The sequence below is a fragment of the Curtobacterium sp. MCPF17_050 genome, from assembly GCF_003224435.2.
Lineage (GTDB): Bacteria > Actinomycetota > Actinomycetes > Actinomycetales > Microbacteriaceae > Curtobacterium.
In genome coordinates, this window is record NZ_CP126250.1 from 2,571,760 (window position 1) to 2,592,793 (window position 21,034).

21 protein-coding genes are annotated in these 21,034 nt (G+C 72.7%); 5 read left to right on the forward strand and 16 right to left on the reverse strand.

The window, feature by feature from the left end:
- The first annotated feature begins 3 nt into the window (after positions 1-3).
- Positions 4-243, forward strand: coding sequence for a MoaD/ThiS family protein (locus DEJ34_RS12240; RefSeq protein WP_110910954.1), 240 nt, complete (start codon positions 4-6; stop codon positions 241-243).
- 75 nt (positions 244-318) lie between these two features.
- On the opposite strand, the gene DEJ34_RS12245 is transcribed toward DEJ34_RS12240, so the two are convergent.
- The 5 genes from DEJ34_RS12245 to DEJ34_RS12265 form a co-directional block, all read right to left on the reverse strand.
- Positions 319-1,377, reverse strand: a complete 1,059-nt coding sequence (locus DEJ34_RS12245; RefSeq protein WP_220032803.1) for an ABC transporter ATP-binding protein — start codon at positions 1,375-1,377, stop codon at positions 319-321.
- Positions 1,374-2,132, reverse strand: coding sequence for an ABC transporter permease (locus DEJ34_RS12250; RefSeq protein WP_258367577.1), 759 nt, complete (start codon positions 2,130-2,132; stop codon positions 1,374-1,376). Before DEJ34_RS12250 ends, DEJ34_RS12245 begins: the two co-directional genes overlap by 4 nt.
- A gap of 125 nt (positions 2,133-2,257) precedes the next feature.
- Complete coding sequence (gene modA, locus DEJ34_RS12255; protein ID WP_110910955.1) at positions 2,258-3,040, reverse strand: molybdate ABC transporter substrate-binding protein; 783 nt, start codon at positions 3,038-3,040, stop codon at positions 2,258-2,260.
- A gap of 66 nt (positions 3,041-3,106) precedes the next feature.
- Positions 3,107-4,171 (reverse strand): ThiF family adenylyltransferase, encoded by a 1,065-nt coding sequence (locus tag DEJ34_RS12260; RefSeq protein ID WP_146236885.1) that lies wholly within the window; start codon positions 4,169-4,171, stop codon positions 3,107-3,109.
- A 32-nt stretch (positions 4,172-4,203) separates the two neighbouring features.
- Positions 4,204-4,614 (reverse strand): TOBE domain-containing protein, encoded by a 411-nt coding sequence (locus DEJ34_RS12265; RefSeq protein WP_110825981.1) that lies wholly within the window; start codon positions 4,612-4,614, stop codon positions 4,204-4,206.
- 108 nt (positions 4,615-4,722) lie between these two features.
- Here DEJ34_RS12265 and DEJ34_RS12270 point away from each other — a divergent pair, with 108 nt between their 5' ends.
- Positions 4,723-6,381: a glycosyltransferase family protein gene (locus DEJ34_RS12270; RefSeq protein WP_110901257.1), complete on the forward strand. Its 1,659-nt coding sequence runs from the start codon at positions 4,723-4,725 to the stop codon at positions 6,379-6,381.
- 30 nt (positions 6,382-6,411) lie between these two features.
- Here the strand turns inward: DEJ34_RS12270 and DEJ34_RS12275 are convergent, their stop codons facing one another.
- The 4 genes from DEJ34_RS12275 to DEJ34_RS12290 form a co-directional block, all read right to left on the reverse strand.
- Positions 6,412-7,344 (reverse strand): 4-(cytidine 5'-diphospho)-2-C-methyl-D-erythritol kinase, encoded by a 933-nt coding sequence (locus tag DEJ34_RS12275; RefSeq protein ID WP_110910957.1) that lies wholly within the window; start codon positions 7,342-7,344, stop codon positions 6,412-6,414.
- A 94-nt stretch (positions 7,345-7,438) separates the two neighbouring features.
- On the reverse strand, positions 7,439-8,737 hold the full coding sequence (locus DEJ34_RS12280; RefSeq protein WP_110825978.1) for an O-acetylhomoserine aminocarboxypropyltransferase/cysteine synthase family protein: 1,299 nt from the start codon (positions 8,735-8,737) through the stop codon (positions 7,439-7,441).
- On the reverse strand, positions 8,737-9,783 hold the full coding sequence (locus DEJ34_RS12285; protein WP_110891232.1) for an LLM class flavin-dependent oxidoreductase: 1,047 nt from the start codon (positions 9,781-9,783) through the stop codon (positions 8,737-8,739). Before DEJ34_RS12285 ends, DEJ34_RS12280 begins: the two co-directional genes overlap by 1 nt.
- A 119-nt stretch (positions 9,784-9,902) precedes the next feature.
- Complete coding sequence (locus tag DEJ34_RS12290) at positions 9,903-10,913, reverse strand: ATP-grasp domain-containing protein (protein WP_110910958.1); 1,011 nt, start codon at positions 10,911-10,913, stop codon at positions 9,903-9,905.
- 100 nt (positions 10,914-11,013) lie between these two features.
- On the opposite strand from DEJ34_RS12290, the gene DEJ34_RS12295 reads away from it, so the two are divergent.
- On the forward strand, positions 11,014-11,523 hold the full coding sequence (locus tag DEJ34_RS12295; RefSeq protein ID WP_110910959.1) for a hypothetical protein: 510 nt from the start codon (positions 11,014-11,016) through the stop codon (positions 11,521-11,523).
- Between the two features lie 331 nt (positions 11,524-11,854).
- Here the strand turns inward: DEJ34_RS12295 and DEJ34_RS12300 are convergent, their stop codons facing one another.
- The gene (locus DEJ34_RS12300; protein ID WP_110825974.1) at positions 11,855-12,697 is read right to left on the reverse strand and encodes a helix-turn-helix transcriptional regulator; all 843 of its coding nucleotides are present in this window, start codon (positions 12,695-12,697) and stop codon (positions 11,855-11,857) included.
- A gap of 101 nt (positions 12,698-12,798) precedes the next feature.
- On the opposite strand from DEJ34_RS12300, the gene DEJ34_RS12305 reads away from it, so the two are divergent.
- The gene (locus DEJ34_RS12305) at positions 12,799-13,539 is read left to right on the forward strand and encodes an SDR family oxidoreductase (protein ID WP_110911042.1); all 741 of its coding nucleotides are present in this window, start codon (positions 12,799-12,801) and stop codon (positions 13,537-13,539) included.
- Between the two features lie 14 nt (positions 13,540-13,553).
- Here DEJ34_RS12305 and DEJ34_RS12310 read toward each other — a convergent pair whose 3' ends face one another.
- The 5 genes from DEJ34_RS12310 to rsmI form a co-directional block, all read right to left on the reverse strand.
- Positions 13,554-14,093: a hypothetical protein gene (locus tag DEJ34_RS12310; RefSeq protein WP_110910960.1), complete on the reverse strand. Its 540-nt coding sequence runs from the start codon at positions 14,091-14,093 to the stop codon at positions 13,554-13,556.
- A 62-nt stretch (positions 14,094-14,155) separates the two neighbouring features.
- Complete coding sequence (gene rsmA, locus DEJ34_RS12315) at positions 14,156-15,019, reverse strand: 16S rRNA (adenine(1518)-N(6)/adenine(1519)-N(6))-dimethyltransferase RsmA (RefSeq protein ID WP_110910961.1); 864 nt, start codon at positions 15,017-15,019, stop codon at positions 14,156-14,158.
- 2 nt (positions 15,020-15,021) lie between these two features.
- Positions 15,022-15,945, reverse strand: a complete 924-nt coding sequence (locus DEJ34_RS12320; protein ID WP_110891237.1) for a TatD family hydrolase — start codon at positions 15,943-15,945, stop codon at positions 15,022-15,024.
- Positions 15,942-17,519 (reverse strand): methionine--tRNA ligase, encoded by a 1,578-nt coding sequence (metG, locus tag DEJ34_RS12325; protein WP_110825970.1) that lies wholly within the window; start codon positions 17,517-17,519, stop codon positions 15,942-15,944. The genes DEJ34_RS12320 and metG overlap by 4 nt, the downstream gene beginning before the upstream one ends.
- 123 nt (positions 17,520-17,642) lie before the next feature.
- Positions 17,643-18,464 carry a 16S rRNA (cytidine(1402)-2'-O)-methyltransferase gene (gene rsmI / locus DEJ34_RS12330; protein WP_110825969.1) on the reverse strand — a complete coding sequence of 274 codons (822 nt, stop codon included), beginning with the start codon at positions 18,462-18,464 and terminating at the stop codon, positions 17,643-17,645.
- Between the two features lie 78 nt (positions 18,465-18,542).
- Between rsmI and DEJ34_RS12335 the strand changes: the two genes are divergently transcribed.
- Complete coding sequence (locus tag DEJ34_RS12335) at positions 18,543-20,174, forward strand: phospholipid carrier-dependent glycosyltransferase (RefSeq protein ID WP_181422209.1); 1,632 nt, start codon at positions 18,543-18,545, stop codon at positions 20,172-20,174.
- A 107-nt stretch (positions 20,175-20,281) separates the two neighbouring features.
- Here the strand turns inward: DEJ34_RS12335 and DEJ34_RS12340 are convergent, their stop codons facing one another.
- The gene (locus DEJ34_RS12340; RefSeq protein ID WP_181420652.1) at positions 20,282-20,959 is read right to left on the reverse strand and encodes a TetR/AcrR family transcriptional regulator; all 678 of its coding nucleotides are present in this window, start codon (positions 20,957-20,959) and stop codon (positions 20,282-20,284) included.
- Positions 20,960-21,034 lie beyond the last annotated feature (75 nt).

The window sequence follows — 21,034 nt, forward strand, 5'->3', positions numbered from 1 at the left end:
GACATGACCACCCTGCGCTTCTTCGCCGCCGCCCGTGCCGCGGTCGGCATCGACGACACGACCGTCACGGCGGACTCGCTCGACGACGCCCTCCGTCAGGTCGAGGCTGCCGACCCCGAGCGCTGGGCCGCGCTGCAGGAGCGGTGCTCGTACCTGGTCGACGGGGTCACCACCCGCGACCGGTCGACGTCGCTCGGCGGGGTGGCACTCGTGGACGTGATGCCGCCGTTCGCCGGCGGCTGACCAGCGCCCAAACTGAGCGCTCGAAGCTCAGCGCTCAGCACACGGAGCTCAGCGCACGGGCGCCGGACTCCGCGCTCAGGACTCCCAGACGGTGACCTCGGCGGGCGGGACGTGCACCCGCACCGTCGATCCGACCGTCGCCCCGAGCGCCGCGACCGCGGCCAGGGTCAGGTCGGCGGACAGGTCGTCGGTGCGGAACCGCACCAGGCCGTTCCGCGGTTCGAGGGCACGGACGACCAGCGGCAGGCCGGGGCCGACGCCGGTGTCCCGTGTCACGACCGCCGCCGTCGGGTGGTAGGCCGCCGCCACGGGTCGACCGGCAGGCACGTGGTGCGCGGCCGACGCCAGCGGGCCCCCGCCACCGGAGCCACGGTCGAGTACGAGCCCGTCCGCCGTCGCGGTCCCGTGCACCACCACCAGACCCGAGAACGCCGCCGCGAACCCGCTCCGCGGACGCGCGAGCACCTCGGCCGGGGTGCCGGACTCGACGACCCGCCCGTCCTGCAGGACGACGACCCGGTCCGCGAGGGCCATCACCTCGACCGGGTCGTGCGTCACGAGGACGCTCGGCCGACCGGACACGGCCGTGCGGAGGGCGGCGCGGACGTCCTCGCGCGCGCCGACGTCGAGTGCCGAGGTCGGTTCGTCGAGCAGCACGACGGCGGGGTCGGCGGCCAGCGCCCTGGCGATCGCGACGCGCTGCGCCTGCCCGCCGGACAGCGTCCCGGGCGCCCGGTCTGCCAGGTCGGCCACCCCGACGGCGGCCAGGGCGTGCCGGGCTGCCGCGCGGGCCTCCCGGCCGGACCTGCCCGCGGCCCGCGGCCCGAAGGCGACGTTCGCGAGGACGGAGAGGTGCGGGAACAGGTCGGGCCGCTGGGCGACGAGTCCGATGCGGCGACGGTGTGCCGGGAGGCCCCGCCCGGCACCGGCGAGGACCCGGTCGTCGGAGCGGACCGCACCGCCGTCGAGCGGCAGGAGGCCGGCGACCGCGTCGAGGACCGTCGACTTGCCGGAACCGTTCGCACCGACGAGGGCCACGCACTCGGCCGGTCCGACGGACAGGGCGACGTCGACGTCCCGGTCGTGGCGGACCACGTGCGCGACGAGGCCGGTCCGGGCTGCGGCGGCGGTCACGGCGTCACCGCGCGGGTCCGGACGGACGCCAGGCCGATGACGAGCACCGCGACGACCACGAGCACGAGGGCGAGGGCGACCGCGGCGTCCGGGTCGACCTCGCGCTGCAGGTACACCTCGAGCGGGAGGGTCCGGGTCACCCCCTGCAGGCTGCCCGCGAAGGTCAGCGTCGCACCGAACTCACCGAGCGCCCGGGCGGCGCAGAGCACCAGGCCGGACAGGATCCCCGGCAGCACCCGCGGCGTCGTGACGGTCAGGAACGTCCGGGTCGGGCCGGCGCCGAGCGTGGCCGCGACGCGCTCGTAGCGGTCCCCCTCGACGCGCAGGGCACCCTCGATCGCCGACACCAGGAACGGCATCGCGACGAACGTCTGCGCCATGACGACCGCCACCGTGGTGAACGCGATCCGCAGTCCGTGCTCGTCGAGGAACGCGCCGACCACGCCCATCCGCCCGAACGCGGCCAGGAGCGCGAGCCCACCGACGACCGGCGGCAGCACGAGGGGCAGCAGCACGACCGCCCGCGCCACGCCGATCCACCGCGACCGGGACCGGGCGAAGAGCACCGCGAGCGGGTAGCCGAGCACGAACGAGACCCCGGTCGCCGCAGCCGCGGTCCCGAGGCTCAGGACCAGGGCCGTCCGGGACGCGGGTGACGTGACGAGCGCCACGAAGGAGCCCCACTCGACGCGGCCGACCATCGCGAGCACCGGCACGACGACGAACAGGCCGCCGAGCACGGCCGGCACCGGCAGCCACCACGGGACCGGTGCACGGCGGACGCTGCCGGAGCGGCCAGCGGCGCCGTGGCCGGCGGCACCGTGGTCGGCGGTGGTGCGGGCGGCGGCGGCACGGGTGGCGGTGGCACGGCGCACGACGGTCAGGGCTCCCCGAACCCGGCGGCGGCGAGCACCCGCTGGCCGGCGGGCGACAGCACGTACGCCGTGAACGCCCGAGCGGTCGTCGGGTCTGCCGCGTCCCGGAGCACGCTGATCGGGTAGGTGTTCACGACGTCCGCAGCAGCGGCGAACGGGACGCCCGCCACGTCCCCGCCCGCGCCCTGGACGTCGGTGCGGTAGACGATGCCCGCGTCCGCCTGACCGGACGTGACCTTGCCGAGGACGTCGGTGACGGACTGCTCCTCGCTGACCGGGTGCAGCTCGACCCCGCTCGCACGCTCAACGGCCGCGGTCGCAGCACCGCACGGCACCGGCGCGGCGCACGTGACGAGCTGCACGTCCGACGCCGTCAGGTCCGCGAGGTCGGACACGTGCAGCGGGTTGCCCGGCGCCACGGCGATCTCGAGCGTGTTCGTCGCGAAGGCGCGCGGCGGACCGTCCAGCAGGTCGGCCCCGAGCGCCTCGGTGCTCGCCTGGTCGGCGGAGGCGAGGACGTCGGCGGGGGCACCGTTGCGGATCTGCGAGACGAGGTCGCTCGAGCCGGCGAACGAGAACGTCACCGTCGTGCCGGGGTGCGCGCGCTCGAACCCGCGCCCCAGGGTCGTGAAGGTCCGTTGCAGCGATGCCGCGGCGAACACCGTGACGGTCCTCGAGGGAGTCCGTTCCACGCCGCCGCCCGCGCGGTCGGCGGTGGGACCGCTCGCGCACCCGGCGGTCGTCAGCGCCAGCACGAGGACGGCTGCGAGTGCGGTCGCGCGTCGCATCGGCCCTCCACACTGCCGCAGGTGCGGCGTCCACGGCCGATCCTATCCGCACCAGCGGTCGACGCCTCACTCGGATGCGAGCGGGAGCCCTTCCCGACGCCATGCGTCGACGCCACCGTCGAGGACGGTCACGGGCCTCCCGGCGGTTAGTGCCCACGCATCCGCGCGGGGCCCACGGGCGCAGGTCACGACGACCTCCGTGTCGGACGGGACCGCATCCGGGTGCACGGACCCGGCGATGACGCCCGTCGCCCACTCGGCCGGTGTGCGCACGTCGACGACCGTCACCCGGTCGGCGGGGTCGGCGAGACGGGCGGCGAGTGCGGACGGGGCGATCCGCGCGGGCCGGGTCACGCCGTCCGCGTCCGCCGTCCCGGCCGGGAGGCCCGTGGGCCGTCGCGACGCCGGCCCACGTCGGACGGGACTCTCGGTCCACCGCCACCGGCGGGCGTCGACGGTGAGGAGCCGCCCGAGCAGGGGCTCGCCGAGACCCGCGACGAGGGCCGTCACCTGCGCGGCCATCACCGACCCGACCGCGCCGCAGAGTGCCGGGAGGACCCCGTCGACCGCGCATGACCCCTCGTCCGGCAGGACCTCGGGGTGCAGGTCGTGGAAGTCGACACCGTCCGGACCGGCGTCCCGGAACACCGAGACCTGGCCGTCCCAGGACAGCACCGTGCCCCAGACGAACGGGATCCCGAGCGGCGCGCAGGCGTCGGACACCGCACGGGTGACGTCGACGGCGTCCGCGGCGTCCACCACGACGTCGTGCCCGGCGACGTGCTCGGGCCGGAACCGTCCCACGACCGCGACGACCGCGAGCTCGGGGTCCACCGCGCGCGCCCGGGCGGCCGCGACCTCGGCCTTGGCGGAACCGACGTCATCGCCGGTGAACAGGGTCTGCCGGGACAGGTTCGACCCGTCCACGACGTCGTCGTCCACGATCGTCAGGCGACCGAGCCCGCTGCCGGCCAGGAGGGCGATCACCGGTGCACCGAGGCCGCCGGCACCGACGACGAGCACCCGGGCCCGGCCGAGACGCTCCAGGACGTCCGGCCCTGCACCGGTGAGCGCCGCCGTGCGTGACCCGAGACGTCGCCGCCCGGTGCTGACGGGCGTGTCTGTGTCCATCTCCGTGTCCGTGCTCGTGTCCGGTGTCGTGCTCACGCGTCCGTCTCCGGGCTCGCGGCCTCGACCGTCACCATCGTGGCCTTGACCGAGGCGACCGCGACGGACCCGACCTCGAGCCCGAGCTCCCGGACCGCCTCGGCACTCATCAGCGACACCACCCGGTGCGGTCCGCACTGCAGCTCGACCTGGGCCATCACCGTGTCGACGACCAGGCCCGTCACGATGCCGACGAACCGGTTGCGTGCGGAGCTCCGGACGCCCGACGGATCGGCGAGCTGGTCGCCGCGCGACGAGGCGTACTCGGCGAGTTCCCGTCCGTCGACCACGGCCCTGCCCGCGGGGTCGGTCGCCCTCGTGAACGTGCCGCCCTCGACGAGCCGCCGCACGGTGTCGTCGCTGATGCCCAGGTAGGTCGCGGCGTCACGGATGCGGAGCTGCGTCATGACGACGACCCTAGACCGGGGACGACCCGGCACGACTTGTGGACACTCACCGTCTCGCAGGGCCCGACACCGGGTTCCCGTCCAGCGGCGCTCGGTACCGTGCTGGGCGTGAGTTCCCCCCGTACCGGCAGCATCGGCGTCCCGCACGCGGTCCGCCGGGTACCGGTGCGTGCCGGCGTCCGCGGGGCCGTCTCCGCCGCCGCGACGGCAGCGGTCCGGGTGCCGGAACTCACGATCGGCGCGGTGGGCGTCGTCGTCGCCGCGGCAGCCTCGTGGGTCCCGTCCGTCTGGTACGACGAGGCGGCGACCGTCACCAGTGCCCAGCGGTCCTGGGCGCAGCTCTTCGCGGAGCTCCACACCGTCGACGCCGTGCACGGTCTGTACTACGCCCTGATGCACGTCTGGTTCTGGCTCGTCGGGTACACCCCGTTCACGTTGCGCCTGCCGAGTGCGCTCGCGATCGGGGTCGCCGCGGGACTCGTCGTCGCCCTCGGTCGGCGCCTCGGCGGACGACGGCTCGGGATCACGGCGGGCATCGTCTTCCTGCTCCTCCCCCGCGTGCAGTGGGCGGGGACCGAGGGGCGTCCCTACGCCACCATCACGACGCTGTCGGTCTGCCTGACACTCGTGGGCGTCACGGCCCTCCGCCGCACCCGGTCACGCGCGCCCCGGGCCACCGGGTGGTGGGTCGCCTACGGGGTGCTCGCCGTCGTCGCGGTGCTCTGCAACGTCTACCTGGCGCTCGCGGTCCTCGCCCACGCCGTCGCGCTCGCCTGGACCCTCGTGGCCGAACGGCACGCGCTGCGAACGGCCGTGGTCACCCGGGACGGCCGCACGCCCGGGCCGCCGCTCGTCACCGGTCGGGTGCTCGTCCGCTGGGCCGTCGCCGCCGGCATCGCCGCCGCCGTGGTCGCGCCGTTCGTGGTCGTCGTGTCCTCGCAGGCGAAGCAGGTCGGCTGGATCAAGGACATCAGCCGCGACACCCTCGGGCAGGTGTGGTCGACCGCCTGGTTCGGCGCGTCCGACCCGTACGCGGCCGTCATCTGGTCCCTCATGGTCGTCGGCGTCGGGCTCGCCCTCGTGCAGGTGCACCGCCGGGTGCCGTCCGCACGCGCCCTGTTCCGGGCGCAGACCGTGCGGGTGGCGCTGCCGCTCGTCGTCGTCCCCACCTCCGTGCTCCTCGTCGCGACGGCACTCGGTGAGCGCCTGTACTCGCCGAAGTACGCGACCCTCAGCCTGCCGTTCGTCGCGCTCCTCGTCGCCGTCGCGCTCACCGCGGTCCGGCCGAAGGCGCTGCTCGCCGCCGCCGTCGCGGTGCTCGTGGTCCTGTCGGTCCCCACGGCCGTGTCCGTCAAGGGCCCCGAGGCGAAGCAGGCGTCCACCTGGGCGCATGCCGCCGCGATCATCAGCGCCGAGCGCGCCGCCCGCCCGAGCGCCAACGAGGGCGTCGTGTTCGGCAGCGTCTACCGCCACCCGACGACGACCGCCGAGGTCATCCGGGTGTCCTACCCGGACGCGTTCTCCGGGCTGACCGACCTGGCCGTCGCGACCGACGGGGCCGACGAGGGCGTCCTCTGGAACACGAACGGCGACCTCGCGACGACCGTCCCGTCCCGTCTCGGCGACATCGACACCGTCTGGTACGTCGGCGGCACCTCCCGCACCATCCGGCCCGAGCTCAAGGCGGTGCTCGAGGAGCAGGGCTTCCACGTCGCGCACAACTGGCAGACCGGCAAGGTCATCATGTCGGAGTTCGTCCGCTCCTGACCCCGCGTCGCTGCCCGTGCGGGCAGCGGGTCAGTGCAGGACGCGGGCGCCGTGCACGGGACCGGTCGCGCGGAGTGCCACGCGCCCCGAGGCGCTCAGTGCGACCTGGACCTCGAGCGCGGCGTCACGGTCGGGCACCAGGAAGGCCACGGTGGGACCACTGCCGGACACGAGACCGGCCAGGGCGCCGGAGCGCTCCCCGAGCTCGAGCGTGTCGGCCAGGCCCGGCTGCAGGCGCATGGCCGGGGCCTGCAGGTCGTTGTGCAGGTTCTCGGCGAGGAGTTCGGCGTCGCCCGCCCGGAGCGCCTGGAGCACGTGCGCCTCGACGACGGGCGTCCGCGGGGCCGGGGAGATGTCGGCCCGGTAGCGCTCCCGGTGCTCGTCGAGCGCGCGGTACACCGACGGCGTGGAGAGCCCGGTGTCGCTCAGTGCGAGCACCCAGTGGAACTCGCCCTTCGCCAGCGCCGGGCTGAGCTCGTCGCCACGACCCGTCCCGACGGCGGTCCCGCCGGCGAAGGCGAAGGGGACGTCGGCCCCGAGTTCGGCGGCGAGCCGCAGCAGTTCGTCGCGTCCGAGTCCGGTACCCCAGAGCGTGTCGACCGCCAACAGGGTCGCGGCGGCGTCAGCCGAGCCGCCGCCCATCCCACCGGCGACGGGCACCTGCTTGTCGATCGTCAGACGCACACCGCCGCGGTGTCCGGCGGTCCGGGCGACGAGCCGTCCGGCCCGGAGCGCCAGGTTGGTGTCGTCCGTCGGCACCGAGGACGAGTCGATCGGCCCGGTGAAGCGGACGGAGAAGTCGTCGGCACGCTCGGCGGTGACGTCCTCGTACAGGGACACCGCCTGGTACGCGGTGGCGACGTCGTGGTACCCGTCGTCCTGCAGGGCACCGACCGACAGGTGGACGTTGATCTTGCCCGGCGCGCGCGTCCGCACCCGACCGGGAGCAGGCATCGACGTCATGCGACCAACCTATCCCCGTCCCGCCGGTCCACCCGCCGTCCGTACCGGACGGGAGGCCCGTGGCGGCGCCGCCACGGGCCTCCCGTCCGACGGCTCACGCCGCAGCGGCGAAGCCGCGCTCCAGGTCCGCGATGACGTCGTCGACGTGTTCGAGGCCGATGGACAGCCGGATGAGCCCCTCGCCGACGCCCGCCGCGGCCCGCTCGGACGGGGTCATCTGCACGTGGGTCGTCGACGCCGGGTGCACGACGAGGGAACGGACGTCACCGATGTTCGACACGTGGTCGAAGAGCTCGAGCGCGGACACGAAGCGCCGCCCGGCCTCGACCCCGCCGGCAAGGTCGAACGCGAGGACGCTCGACGGCCCCTTCGGCACGTACCGCTGCTGCAGGTGGTGCCACGGGGAGCTCGGCAGGCCGGCGTAGTGCACGTGCTCGACCTGGTCGTGTGCATCGAGCCAGGACGCGACCGTCGCGGCGTTCGACACGTGCCGGTCCATGCGGAGCGACAGCGTCTGGATGCCCTGCAGCACCAGGAAGGCGTTGAACGGGGCGATCGCCGGGCCGAGGTCGGCGGAGAGCTTCGAGCGGGTGCGCTGGATGAACGCACGGCGACCGAACTTCTCCGCGAAGTTCGTACCCGAGAAGCCCGAGTGCTCGGTCGTCGTCAGCTGCGGGTACTCGTCCGGGTGTGCGGCCCAGTCGAAGTTGCCGCTGTCGACGATGAGTCCGGCGATGGCGCTGCCGTGCCCGGCGAGGTACTTCGTCGCGGAGTGCACGACGATGTCCGCGCCGTGCTCGATCGGCCGGACCAGGTACGGCGTCGCGATGGTGTTGTCGACGATGAGCGGGACGCCGGCCTCGTGCGCGACACCCGCCACCCCGGCGAAGTCGAGGACGTCCCCGCGCGGGTTCGGGATGGACTCGCCGAAGAACGCGCGCGTCTCGGGTCGGACGGCCGCGGCCCACTCGTCCAGGTCCGTCGGGTCCTGCACGAACGTGAACGCGATGCCGAGGTCACGGAGCGTCGACGCGAAGAGCGTGTACGTCGCGCCGTAGAGCGACGCGCTCGACACGATGTGGTCCCCGGCACGGGCGAGCCCGAGCACGGCGAGCGACGTGGCCGCCTGCCCGGACGCGAGCGCGAGCGCGGCGACCCCGCCCTCCAGGTCGGCGATCCGCCGTTCCAGCGCCGCGGCCGACGGGTTGTTCACGCGGGAGTACGTGTGCCCGGGTGCGTTGAGCAGGAACCGGTCGGCGGCGTCCTCCCCCGACGGGTAGACGAAGGCGGCGGTCTGCGCGATCGGCGGCACGTTCCCGCCGAAGCCCGGGTCGGCCTTGAACCCGGCGCGGATCTGCCGGGTCTCGAACGCCCAGTCGTCCTCGGCGGCCATCAGGACACCGTCTCCACGGGGACGGACGCGCGCACGAGCGGGATGACCTGCTCGCCGAAGCGCTCCATCTCCTCGAGCTGCGGCGAGAACTGCAGGAGCAGGGTGTCCACACCCGCCTCCTCGTACTCGCGGATCCGTGCGGCGACCTGCTCCGGCGTCCCGACGAACTGCGGGCGCAGGCCCCGGTTCGACACCGAGTAGTCCTCGAGCGACGGCACGTGCTCGAGCTGCGACTTCGAGATGAAGTCCTGGTACGACTCGTACGCCTTGCCGTGCTGCACGTCGGTGATGCGCGCGAGCTCGGCCTGCGCTTCCTCCTCGGTGTCGCGCACGATCGCGTACGCGGCCATGCCGAACGCCTCGAACGGCGGGAGCCCGGCGTCCTCGCGGCGCCGGCGCATCTCGGCGATCTTCGTGCGGAGCTCCTCGACGGTGCCGCCGTGGGTGACGTAGGCGTCGGCGTAGTGCGTGATGCTCGCCTTGCCGGCCTCGCTCTCACCGCCGGCGTAGATGCGCGGGGTGACGCGGGGCTTCGGCTCGAGGTGGGCGTTCTCGATCTCGTAGTACTCGCCGGAGAAGCTGTACGGGGTCTCCCGCCACAGCCCCTTCATGATCTCGACGAACTCCGCCGTGCGCTTGTACCGGTCGTCGTGCTCCGAGAAGATGCCGCCGTACTGACGGGCCTCCTCCGCCCACCAGGCGCTCACGACGTTGAAGGTGAACCGGCCGCCGGAGATGTCGTCGATCGTCGCCGCCTGCTTCGCCGTCACCGCGGGCAGGTGGTACCCGGGCCGCATCGCCGCCATGATCTCGAGGCGCTCGGTCGTCGCCGCGATCGCCGCCGCGAGCGCCCACGCCTCCAGGCTCGGCGCCGCGACGCCCTTGATGTCGTTGAGGTTGAGCTCCGGCACGAGCGTCAGGTCGAACCCGATCCGCTCGGCGCGCTGCGCCAGGAGCTTCACGTAGTCGAACGTGACCGGCATCTGCTCGTCGTCGACGTTGCGCAGCCAGCCGCCGAAGAGCGGGGTCCAGTATCCGAATCGCACGGGGGTTCCTTGCTGGTGGAGATGACGGTCCGGAGGCTCGGTGCCGGTGGCGAGCCGAGCCTCCAGACCGGTGGGTGGGTCAGGCGGTGCCGTGTGGTGCGGCGGTGTCGTGTCGCCGGTCAGGCGTGCGCCGCCGGTGCGGCGGCCGTGGCGTACTCCGCGTCGAGCAGCCCGCCGAGGTAGCGGGCGATCGACCGCGGGCCCGAGGCCGGTGCGGCCTCCTCGACGGCGGGGTTGTAGTTCGTGTTCGTGTTGATGTCGTAGACGACTGTCCGACCGTCGGTCGTCTCCATGAACTCGACGCCGGCGATCGTGATCCGCTGGTCGGCGAGGAACGTGCGGAGCTGCTGCACGAGCGGGTGCTCCGCGGTCACCTCGGTCCGGACGCTGAACGCCGGGGGCGCTCCTGCCGTCTCCGTGCCGGGGACCTCGCACACCGCGCCCGCGATGACCTGAGGCACCTCGCACGCGTCCGCGGGGCAGAGCTCGAAGCTGCCCGCACTCGTGTCGACGCGGACGGCGTAGACGAACTCGCCCCCCACGAACTCGACGCGGGTGATGAACGGCTCCCGGGCCGTCAGGTACTCCTGCAGCAGCGTGATGCCGTCCACCGGCTCCTCGAACTCCGGGCTGTCGACGTAGGCGTCGAACTCGGCGAGCGAGTCGAAGCGCCGGACGCCGAGGCCCTTGCCGCCCTGGTTGTGCTTCGTGATGAACGGGCCGTCCTGGCCGCCCGTGAAGTCCGCGGCCGCCTGCTTCAGCGTCGCCGTGCCGAACACCGCGGTGGTCCGGGGCACGTCGAACCCGGCCCGCTGCAGCAGCCCGTGCTGGGCGACCTTCGAGACCTCGAGCTCGAGCACGTGGCTGCCGCCGACGACCTGGCGGCCCGCTCGTTCGAGCCAGCCGAGCACCGCGCGGGTGTACTCCTTGCTGTGCTCGTGCCCGCGTGTGTGCGAGCTCGCCGACATACGGCTCCAGTACACACCGGGCTCCGGTTCGGCGCCGAGGTCGATCTGCCCCTCGGTCAGCAGGAGCTCCCGCACCGGGACGCCCTCGGCCTCGAAGGCAGCGGCGAGCGGCGGGAACCACTCGGGGTTCTCGTGGATGACGGTCACGCGCGGAGTGCTCACCGCCCCACCCTAGGCACGCATGTGTGGGGGCTGCCAGGTGTGTGACGTGGTGTTGCGGCTGCGGCGCATCGACGCACTGGTACATCAGTATCCTGGCTTGATGCGTCTCATCTTCATCGACGAATCCGCTCGTGATGACCGCTACTACTTCTTCGGCGCGCTCATCGTCGACGCGGCAGCGCTCCGGACGATCGAGGACGGGTTGGACGCGGCGGCGACGGACGTCGCGCGGTCAGTGCCGGGGTTCGACCCGGAGACCGAGTTCCACGCCGTCGAGATGTTCCACGGCAAGAGCGGTTGGGGGTGCGTCCCGCCGCAAGTGCGAGTGCGGGCCTGCATGTCGACGGCGACTGTGCTCGCCCGGTCGACGGCCAGTTTCGTGTTCCGGGGCATCGACCTCCGTGCACACCGCGCTCATCCCGTCGCGGACGCCCGTCCGGTACACCTCCTGACGCTCGCACACGTGCTCGAAGCGGTCGATGAGCACCTGGAAGGAGCTGACCCGAGTGAGCAACTCGGACTCGTGCTCGCCGACGACCACCACGCCGCCGACGGAGCGCGGCGCAGCCTGCGGGACGTCAAGACGGGCGTGTCCTCCGGATGGACATAGGGTCCGCTCACCAGGATCGCTGACACGCTCTACTTCGGCCCGTCGCGCGAGAGCCGGCTGCTCCAGGCAGCCGACTTCGCGACGTACTTCCTGAACCGGGACAGGACCGTGCCGGAACGTGACCACCGCGCAGCGCGGGCCACAGCCCGGATCGTACGGGCAGTGCGGTCGATCACAGTCGAGGAGGCCGTCTGGTGCCCCCCGGACGCACGACGCCCCGCTCGAGGGCGGGGCGTCGGCTGGGTGCGGGAGGCCTGACGACGTCCTGCCATGTCACAATACCATCCAGCATAGGCCCTGTCGAGATCGACGGAACAGGTCGATCCGGCCGTCAGCCGGCGAAGGTCTGCTGGCCGAGGACGCCGAGCAGTTCCAGCTTCTGGGCGTCCTCGCTCCCCGGCGGTGCCGTGAAGAGCAGGAGCGCCTGCGCCTGGTCGTCCGTGTGCAGCACCTGGCAGTCGACGGTGATGCGACCGAGCTCGGCCTGCATGATCGTCTTGTTGTCCGACCAGCGGAGGGCGACCTCGTGCAGCGCCCACAGCCGGGCGAACTCGGGACTGCGCCGCTCGAGTTCGGCGACGAGTTCGGTCGCCCGACGATCGCCGGGTCCGGCGAGACCGACCGCCGCCCGCAGTGACGCCACCACGACCCGCCCCAGTCGTTCGTGCTGCTCCGGTGCGTACCGGTCGAGCTCGGTGCCGGTGACGAACCACCGCCATGCCTGGTACCGGTCGTTGCCCGACAGGCCGACCGACGTGCCGAGGAGCGCCACGGCGAGCCGGTTCTCGACGAGGGTCTCCCCCAGGTGGCTGACGACGATCGCCGGCGTGTCCGTCAGCCGGTCGAGCACCCGGAGGATCGCCGGGTCCACGTGGTCGGCGCGGTGCATGCGCACCGGCGCGTTCTGCCCCGCGAGGTGGAACAGGTGGTCGCGCTCGTCGAGGGAGCAGCGGAGGGCACGGGCGATCGCGGCCACCATCTGCTCGGACGGCTGCGGTCCGCGCTGCTGCTCCAGGCGCGTGTAGTAGTCGACCGACATGCCGACCAGCGCGGCGACCTCCTCACGACGGAGGCCCGGGGTGCGTCGACGAGCGCCGGCACCGAGCCCGACGTCCTCCGGGCGCAGGAGCTCGCGTCGGCGGCGCAGGAAGTCGGCGAGGGCGGCACGGTCCATGCGTCCAGTCTGCTGCTCGGCGCGGCCGGGAACCAGGGACCGACGGTCCCCCGATGTGCGGGCTCTGGATGCGTCGACACGGCGCGGGCATCGTGGTCGTCATGGACACCACCAACAGCACCGTCTTCATCCCCGGCGCGACCTCGGGCATCGGCCTGGCGCTCGCGCTCCGCCTGCAGGCCGCGGGCAGCACCGTCGTCATCGGCGGGCGCCGACAGGCCCTGCTCGACTCCCTCGCCGAGGAGCACGGCCTCGGCACGGTCCAGATCGACGTCGCCGATGCCGATTCGATCCGGGCGGCCGCCGACCAGGTCCTCGCCGCACACCCCGGACTCGACACCCTCGTGACGATGTCGGGCATCATGCGGAACGAGGACCTCCGCGACCCCGGCCACATCGAGGACGCCCTCGAGACGATCCAGACGAACCTGGTCGGGACGATCCGCCTGATCGACGCGTTCCTGCCGCACCTGCTCACCCGCCCGGCCGCCACCGTCATGACGGTGTCGTCGGGGCTCGCGTTCGTGCCGCTCACCGCGACCCCGACCTACAGCGCCACCAAGGCCGGCGTGCACTCGTACACGCAGGCACTCCGACAGCAGCTCGCCGGCACCGCGGTCGAGGTGCTCGAACTCGCTCCGCCGGCCGTGCAGACCGACCTGATGGGCGGAGCGGACTTCGGCGGCATGCTCCTCGACGCCTTCGTCGACGAGGTGATGACGATCATCGAGACCGGCGGGACGTCGGAGGTCCTCGTGCAGAACGTCCAGCCGCTCCGGTGGGCCGAACGTGACGGCACCCACCAGCAGATCCTCGAGATGATGGCGGGCCGCGAGCACTGAGCCCGCCCTGCGGCTCAGACCGCGGCGAGCAGGTCCCGCAGTCCGGCCTTCGCCTCGGGCATCCGCTCCGGCCCGGTGAGACGCTCACGCGTCGCCGACAGCCGGACGGTGCCCGGGCGGGGGCCGTGCTCCGTCGTGAGCAGCACCGACTCCCGGTCGGCGGACGTCCACCGGGCCGAGGGACGCTTCCCACCCCGGCGCTCCGAGGTCGGGCCGTGCCCGAACGCGGCGGACGCGACGACGACCGCGCGGTCGAGCACCGCCTCCCGGTCGCCGTCGACCTGCCGCGAGGCCGAGACGGCGAAGGTGCCGTCGGAGCGCTGCCCGGGGACACGGAGGCCGCGGGACTGCTCGTAGCCGACGGCGACGCTCTGCGCCCACCAGGGGTCGACGCCCTGGGCGACGAGCCAGGCGGCGATGGCCGTGTGGCCGATGGTGCACCCGTCGGCTCGGTCGAGGCGGTCGTACCAGTCGTCCGGCGCGGCACCGGTGGCCGCGACCACGCGGTCGGCGGGGATCCCCCGTGCGTGCGAGCGGACGACGTCGTCGGTCATGGAGCGAGCGTACCCAGCGCGGACCGGATCCTTCGCCGGACGGCCGCCCATGTGGGGCGGGGTCAGGACGCGGCGCCGCCGGCGGCCGCGAGGACGGTCCGGCCGAGCCGCACGAAGTCGTCGACCCCGAGCTCCTCGCCGCGGGCGGTCGGGGCGATGCCCGCCGCCTCGAGGACCTCCGACGCACGAGCGCTGCCGCCGAGGACGCCGGACAGTGCCTGCCGCAGCATCTTCCGCCGCTGCTGGAACGCCGCGTCGACGAGGGTGAAGACCCGCGACCGCAGCTGCTCGTCCCCCGGCGGTTCGTGCCGGTCGAACCCGACGAGCACGCTGTCCACGTTCGGCACGGGCCAGAACACCTGGCGGCTGACCTGCCCCGCGATCCGCCACGAGCCGTACCAGGCGGCCTTGACGCTCGGGGACCCGTAGACCTTGCTGCCCGGGTCCGCCGCGAGCCGGTAGCCGACCTCGGCCTGCACCATGACGAGCGACCGGACGAGGGACGGGAAGGTGGCGAGGAGGTGCAGGAGCACCGGCACGGAGACGTTGTACGGCAGGTTCGCGACGAGGTGCGTCGGCGCCACGGGCAGGTCCGCGGCGGACACCTGGAGCGCGTCCTGGTGGACGACCGTGAGGCGGGCGTCGGGCTGCATCGCGGCGACGGTCGTCGGCAGGTGCGCGGCGAGCCGGGCGTCGATCTCGACGGCGGTCACGGGAGCGCCGGTCTCGGTCAGCCCGAGCGTCAGGGAACCGAGCCCGGGACCGACCTCGAGCACGCGGGAGTCCGGCGTCACCCCCGCGACCGAGACGATGCGTCGCACGGTGTTGGCGTCGTGCACGAAGTTCTGGCCGAGCTTCTTGGTGGGGGTGACGTCGAGCGTCGCCGCGAGGTCGCGGATCTCCGCCGGACCGAGGAGGGCACCCATGACTACTCCCCCACCGTGGTCGGCTCGTCGTCCCACGAGCCGTACACGAGCTCGGTGTTGGACGAGATCTGCTCGGCCAGCGTCGACGGGTCGGTGCCGAGGGTCTCCGCCATCGACCGCACGGTGAGCGGGATGAGGTACGGCGCGTTCGGCCGGCCGCGGAACGGCGTCGGTGTGAGGAACGGGGCGTCGGTCTCGACCATGATGAGGTGCCGCGGCGCCACGTGCAGGGCGTCCCGCAGGTTCTGCGCGTTCTTGAACGTGACCGTCCCGGCGAAGGACATGTACCAGCCGCGTTCGGCGCAGAGCCGCGCGAGTTCGGTGCCGCCGGAGAAGCAGTGGAAGACCGTCCGTTCCGGAGCGCCGACGCGCTCGAGGACCTCGACCACGGCGTCGTGGGCGTCCCGGTCGTGGATCGTCAGCGCGAGGTCGTACTCCTTCGCGATCCGGATGTGCTCCTCGAACGAGCGGACCTGGGCGGCTCGGCCGTCGTCCCCGGTCCGGAAGAAGTCGAGTCCGGTCTCGCCGATCGCCCGGACGCGCGGCAGCCCCGCGAGCGCTTCGATGCCGGCCAGGTGCTCGTCCAACAACCCCTGCTCGTCGAGCACCGGCGCTTCGTTCGGGTGCAGGGCCACCGCCGCGAGGACGCGCGGCTCACGGGCTGCGATCGACGCGGACCACTGCGAGGTTGCGAGGTCGGTCCCGACCTGCACCACGCCGCGGACACCGACGCTCGCGGCGCGGTCGAGGTGCTCGCCGTACTCGAGCGGACCGTCCCCACCGTCACCGACGCCGTCGGCGATCTCCATGTGGGTGTGGTTGTCGTACACCGGGACCGCCAGGGCCTGCGGCAACGGCGGGTACGTCAGGTCCCGCTTCTGCCGGCCACCGTCGCCACCGCGTGCGCGGACGTGCGCGTCCGTCACGCGGCGCCCTGCTCCGGCTGCTCGATGCGCGGGAACAGCCCGGCGGCGAGGGGCGTCACCGTCTCGGAGCCCTGCCACTCCCAGGCACGGTCGACGCGCTGCTCGGCGATCGACCCGCCGGCACCGATCGACGCCCAGAGCTTCTCGGTGGCCTTCGGCATGACCGGCGACACCAGGACCGCGACGGTCCCGAGTCCGCGGAGCGCCGTGACGAGCACGGTCGCGAGCCGCGCACGCTGCGCCTCGTCCTTGGCGAGGGCCCACGGCTCCTGCTCGGTGATGTAGCCGTTGAGGGCGTCCACGAGCTCCCAGACGGTGCTGATCGCGTCGTGCGGCGCGAAGGCCTCGATCGCTGCGTCGGCACGCTCGGTGACGGCCTGCGCGAGGGCGTCGATCGCAGCGTCGGACTCGGTCAGCTCCCCGCGCTCGGGGACGGCACCGTCGAAGTAGCGGTTCAGCATCGCGACGATGCGGGACGCCAGGTTGCCGAACCCGTTCGCGAGCTCCGCCTGGTACCGCGCCGAGATGTCCTCCCAGCTGAAGTTGCCGTCCTGCCCGAAGGTGATGGCACGCAGGAAGTAGTAGCGGAACGCGTCGGACCCGAACGTGTCGGTGATCTCGCTCGGGGCGATGCCGGTCAGCTTCGACTTCGACATCTTCTCGCCGCCGACGAGCAGCCACCCGTGGCCGAACACGCGCTCCGGCACCGGCAGTCCGGCCGCCATGAGCATCGCGGGCCAGATGACAGCGTGGAACCGTGCGATGTCCTTGCCCACGATGTGCACGCTCGGCCAGAGACGCTGGAAGGCCTCGTCGTCCTCCGTGCCGTAGCCGAGTGCGGTGACGTAGTTGAGGAGCGCGTCGAACCAGACGTAGAGGACGTGGTCCGAGTCCCAGGGGATCTGGATGCCCCAGTCGAAGCTCGACCGCGAGATGGACAGGTCGCGCAGGCCCTGCTTGACGAACGACACGATCTCGTTGCGGACGCTCTCCGGCTGGATGAACTGCGGGTTCGACTCGTAGAGGTCGAGCAGGCGCTGCTCGAAGTCGGACATGCGGAAGAAGTAGTTCCGCTCGGCCAGGACCTCCACCGGGATCGAGTGGATCGCGCAGACCTGCTGGCCCTCGTACGGACCGGTCCCAGGCACGAGGTCGCTCGGCTGCTTGTACTCCTCACACCCCACGCAGTAGAAGCCCTCGAACTCGCCCGCGTAGATGTAGCCGTCGTCGTACAGCTTCTGCAGGAACGCCGTCACGCCCCGCTCGTGCCGCTCGTCCGTCGTCCGGATGAAGTCGTCGTTGGCGACGTCCACCGTGTCGAGCAGCGGCTTCCACGCGTCGGTGACGAGCCGGTCGGCCCACTCCTTCGGTGTGACGTCGTTCGCCGAGGCGGTCCGCAGGATCTTCTGCCCGTGCTCGTCGGTGCCGGTCAGCAGCCAGGTGTCGTCGCCGCGCTGCCGGTGCCAGCGCGCGAGGACGTCCGCGGCGACCTCCGTGTACGCGTGCCCGATGTGGGGCACGTCGTTGACGTAGAAGATCGGCGTGGTGATCGAGAACGAGCTGCCGTCGGCCATGCGGACCATCCTAGAGGCGACTCGAAACCGCGTGACGCGCCTCCCGGCCGCCTGTGGATGACCGGACGGGAGGCTCGTCGCGATGTCGCCACGGGCCTCCCGTCCGGCTCCGCCCCGGTCGGTTCAGCGCGCGGCGAGCGCGCCTTCGTAGAGGTCCCGCTTCGACAGCCCGGTCGCGTCGGCGACCGCGGCGGCGGCTTCCTTCATCCGCGCTCCCGCGGCCACGCGCTCGAGCACGAGGCGGACACCGTCCTCGATCGTGGCGTCCTCCCCCGACCCGGTGGCCCCGGCGACGACGACGCAGATCTCACCGCGGACCCCGTCGGCCGCCCACTCGGTCAGTTCGGCGAGGGTGCCGCGACGGACCTCCTCGTGCAGCTTCGTGAGTTCACGACAGACCGCCGCGCGCCGGTCGGCACCGAAGCCGGCGGCCATGTCCCCGAGCGTGTCGGCGATCCGGTGCGGGGACTCGAAGAAGACCATCGTCCGCTGCTCCCCGGCGAGCGCCGCGAAGACACGACGCCGCTCCCCGCCCTTCCGGGTCGGGAACCCCTCGAACGTGAAGCGGTCGGTCGGCAGCCCGGAGAGGGCGAGGGCGGTGAGCACGGCGCTCGGGCCGGGGACGGCGGTGACGGTGACGCCTGCGGCCGCGGCGGCCTCGACCAGCGGGAACCCGGGGTCGCTGATCGCCGGCATGCCCGCGTCGGTGAGCACCACGACGTCGTCCTCGCGGGCGAGCTCGACGACCTCGGCCGCGCGCTCCCGTTCGTTGTGCTCGTGCAGCGCGATGAGCCGCGGTCGGTTCTCGATGCCCAGGGCACGCATGAGGTGGATCGCGGTCCGGGTGTCCTCGGCGGCGACCACGGAGGCGTTCGACAGCGTCTCCACGAGTCGACGGGAGGCGTCACCGAGGTTGCCGATGGGGGTTGCTGCGAGGACGATCACGTCCCCATTGTCGTCGTCACGCCTGCGACCTGTGGACAGCGCAGCCGACGCGTGCGCGGCCTCCGTAGGATGCTGCGCGTGACCACGGACCTGGCCGACCCGCTGCAGACCGTGCCGGACGTCCCCCGTGGCTCGCGGCTCGACGACTGGTGGGCGCGCACGCTGTCCGTCGGCTGGCGGGTCGCCGCCTGGCGCTGGGGCGGCCCGATCGCGGTGACGGTGCTGGCCGCGCTGCTCCGCCTGGTCGACCTCGGGCGACCGCACTCCCTGGTGTTCGACGAGACGTACTACGTCAAGGACAGCTGGTCGCTCGTGCACCTCGGATACGAGGGCACCTGGCCGGCGAACCCGAGCGACGAGGGCGCGCCGACCACCGACGACCGGTTCGCGAGCGGGCAGACCGACATCTACTCCCGCGCCGCCGAGTTCATCGCGCACCCGCCGCTCGGCAAGTACCTCATCGGCCTCGGCATGCTGGTGTTCGGGCCGGACAACGCGTTCGGGTGGCGGTTCACGGTCGCCGTGCTCGGCATCGCGACCGTGTTCCTCATCGCCGTCATCGCGCGGTCCTTGTTCCGCTCGACGCTCGTCGGGACGCTCGCCGGCGGCTTCCTGGCGGTAGACGGGCAGGCGATCGTGATGTCCCGGGTCTCGCTGCTCGACGGCATCGTCACCTTCTTCGTCGTCCTCGCCTTCGGCGCCCTCCTGCTCGACCGGCGCTGGTCCGCCCGCCAGCTCGACCGGTGGACCGACCGGCGGGCAGCGGCCGGACGGGCCACGCTCTGGGGCCCGGTGCTGTGGTGGCGACCGTGGCTGCTCGCGATGGGCGTCGCGCTCGGGCTGGCGTCGTCGACGAAGTGGACCGGGATGTACTTCCTGGCGTTCTTCGCGGTGTACTCGGTCCTCAGCGACATGATGCTGCGACGCCGGGCAGGCGTGGTGTTCTGGTCGTCCAGTGCGGCGCTGCAGCAGGCACCGGTCACGTTCCTGCTCACCGTGCCGGTCGCCGCGGTGACCTACCTGGCCTCGTGGTCCGGGTGGTTCCTGACGAAGGGCGGCTGGGACCGCGACTGGATCGGCGGCGGCGGACAGCGCTGGACGGGCGTGCTCGCGTGGGTGCCCGACAGCCTGCAGAACTGGTGGCACTACCAGTCCGAGATCTACGCCTTCAACATCGGCCTGCACACGCCGCACTCGTACCAGGCGAACCCGCTGCTGTGGCTCGTCATGCAACGCCCCACGTCGATGTACTACCAGGGCACGAACGCGGGCCAGGACGGCTGCGGGTTCGACCGGTGCGGCGCTGCCGTGACCGGGATCGCGAACCCCTTCATCTGGTACGCCTCGGTGATCGCCGCCGTGGTGCTGCTCGTGCTCTTCGTCACGCGTCGGCGCTGGGAGTACGGGCTCGTCCTGATCGGCATCGGCGCGGGGTACCTGCCCTGGCTCATGTACCTGGACCGGACGGTGTTCCAGTTCTACACGATCGCCTTCGAGCCGTTCCTCGTGACGGCGCTGGCCGCGGCGATCGCGCACCTGATCGGGTCACGGGACGATCCGCGGCGACGGCGGACGCGGGCGCTGCTCGGGCTCGGCGTGTACCTGCTGGTCGTGGTCCTCGCGTCGGTGTACTGGTACCCGATGTGGACGGCGATGCAGGTCCCGTGGGACTTCATCCGCTCGCACTACTGGCTGCCGAGCTGGTTGTAGCGCTCGGCCGATCACGCCGTCGCAGGCACGCGCCGTCGCAGGCACGCGCCGTCGCAGCGGCGCGCGGTCGCATCCGCGTGCCCGCGGAGGCACGTGGGACGCCGCCGTCAGGACTGCGGCTGCATCGACCGCTCGAGGGCGTCGCGGTCGAGCGGCACGCCGACCATCGGTTCCTGCCGGGCCTGCGGCAGCACGCCGTCGACGAGGACCTGGGCGTAGCGCTTCCAGGCGTCCGGGTCGTGGTTCCGGGTCGCGTCGGCCACGGCACCGACCATCGTCGTGAGGATGGGCAGGTCACGGGCGTCGAAGCCCGGCCGGACGACCCCGGCCTCGCGGGCACGACGGATGATCTCGGCGACCTGCCGCTCGAGACGGTCCCGCTCCTGCATGACCGACGGTCGGGCCTTGCCCGCGCGGACGATCGCGTCGGCGAGCGCTCGGTCGCGGGCGCGGAAGGCGAACACGCCCATCAGGTACAGGCGGAGCGACTCACGGGGGTCGGTCTCCTCGGCAGCGGCCGCGGCCGCGGCGTTCAGCGCCTCGAACTTGGCGCTGAGCAGGGCCGCGATCAGGGAGTCCTTGTCGGCGAAACGTCGGTAGACGGTGCCGACCCCGACCCCGGCCTCGTGGGCGATGTCGTTCAGGGTCACCGAAAGGCCGCGCTCCGCGAAGCACTTCCGTGCCGTCTGCAGGATCAGTTCGCGGTTCCGCGCCGCGTCGGCACGGAGGGGCCGGTCGAGGTCGAGAGGCCGATCGAGATCGGCTGCGGGTCCGGTGGTGCTCACACAACGAATGTAATCGACCTCTCTGGGAACAAGCGGATGCGGTTGCTCCGTTTCGATGTACAGTGACCACAAGCG